Source organism: Nocardioides sp. P5_C9_2 (assembly GCF_054049555.1).
The window spans coordinates 1-1,708 of record NZ_JBFUMD010000640.1 but is presented as its reverse complement, the minus strand read 5'-3'; the positions used below and the strand labels follow the sequence as shown (position 1 = coordinate 1,708).

Sequence of the window (1,708 nt, the reverse complement as noted above, 5' to 3'; positions counted from 1 at the left end):
CCGGTGGGGTGACCGGCTACCGATCTGGCTGCCTTTCCACTACTTCACTCAGCGGGTCGCCGTGAACTCCGGGCCAGCAGCCTCCGTCGTCGGGGCGATCCGAGCTTGGTTCGAACAGCTCGACTTCGGTCACCTGATGCCCCTGGTCGACGACGCACTTGCCGACGACCGTCTCCTGCTGGTCGTCGACGGCCTCGACGAGTGGGCGACCCCGAAGGCGGGCGAGGCAGCCGCAGCCGCGTTGGAAACGTTCGTGACCGCTCGCCGTGTCGCGATCGTGCTGTCGGCTCGCCCCTACGCCCTAAGTCGCGTCACGCTGGTCGGGCAGTGGCAGGCCGCCCGCTTGGCGCCGCTCTCGGTCGAGCAACAGCACGTGCTGGCTGAGCCGTTGTTCGCGCAGGCGGTCACGTCGAACACTGGCCCCACGGACCAGATCTCGACCGATGGGCGAAGTAAGCAYGACGAGTCGGAGGCGTCCGATGCGGGTGYGCACGAGGACCAGACGGCCGTCACGGCGGCAGTTCGGGAGTTCCTGAACGAAGTGCAGGCCTCAGCCGACCTGCGAAGCATGGCCGCAGTGCCCTTGTTTCTAGTCCTGCTGGCGCAATTGCGAATCTCAACCGGCGCAGAACTCCCACACCGCAGGTTTGACGTCTTTAGCGAAGCCGTCCGGCTTCTGGTGACAGTCCACCGGTCACGTCGCGTCGTCGCAGCCAACGTCGCCGCCGACCGCCGCTCCACCTTGGACGACACCCACCTCCGCATGGTCTTGGCACAGGTCGCCTATGCCGCACAGGAACGCGGGGACCTCCGAGCCATCGACGAGAGCTCGCTGCGACGCGACCTGCTCGACGCTTTGATGTCTGATGACGTCCTGGCGATGCCGAGACAGCAGGCGATCACTCTCGCGGCCGAGATCGCCGACATCGCCGAGGGTGACGTCGGTCTTCTGGTCCGGTTGGGTCCCGGCCAAGTTGGATTCATACATAGATCGCTTCACGAGCACCTTGCCTCCGAATATCTCGCCGCCCGCCCCACCGACGACGAACAGGTCGAGATTGTCCGCGCACGGGCTGGCGACGCCCGGTGGCGCGAAGTAATCCTGGGGAGTCTGTGGGCCGCCACCTCTCCCGCGAAGAAGCGACAGATCGTCGAAGCCGTCCGGACAGTGATGGCGCCTGCACCGATCACGACGGTCAACACCGACGACACCTGGACGATCACGCGACGAGGGCCGGACTTGGCGGAGAGCATCGCTGCCGCCGAGCTGGTAGCCGAGATGGTGTTCGGTCGCTACCAGGTGCCTGGCGGCATCGCGCGTGACCTGGCCGACTTCTTCGTCGACCGGATCGAACGACACCCGCTCCTGTCCCACCGGTCCGCGCTCTTGCGACACTTCGTCGCCGGTGCGGACGACGCCGTCGTCGGTCCGACGGTTACGCAAGCGGTTGTCCAATGGGCGGTTGATGTCGATCCGCCCTTCGCAGGGATGGTCGCCGCCCTGCCACGGACCTCGGGACTGCTTCTCGATTCCGCCGCCACAAACTCGCCAGGTGAAGGTGACAGCAGCGGCGGGGCGACACCGCCCACGCCTCGCGACGAGGCGACCACCGCACTCGTTCTAGACTGCATCTTCGCAGCAATGACCGCCCTCCAACCCGACCTCGCCTGGGCTGCGGCGACATCGCTACAGGCCATCGGTTCGGAC

The 1,708-nt window shown here is 66.5% G+C and carries 1 protein-coding gene; it reads left to right on the top strand.

Features of this window, described 5'->3' with window-relative positions; genetic code table 11:
- Positions 1–1,708: hypothetical protein (locus tag ACXJKL_RS20515; RefSeq protein ID WP_457208842.1), on the top strand; the 1,708-nt coding region annotated here is incomplete at both ends.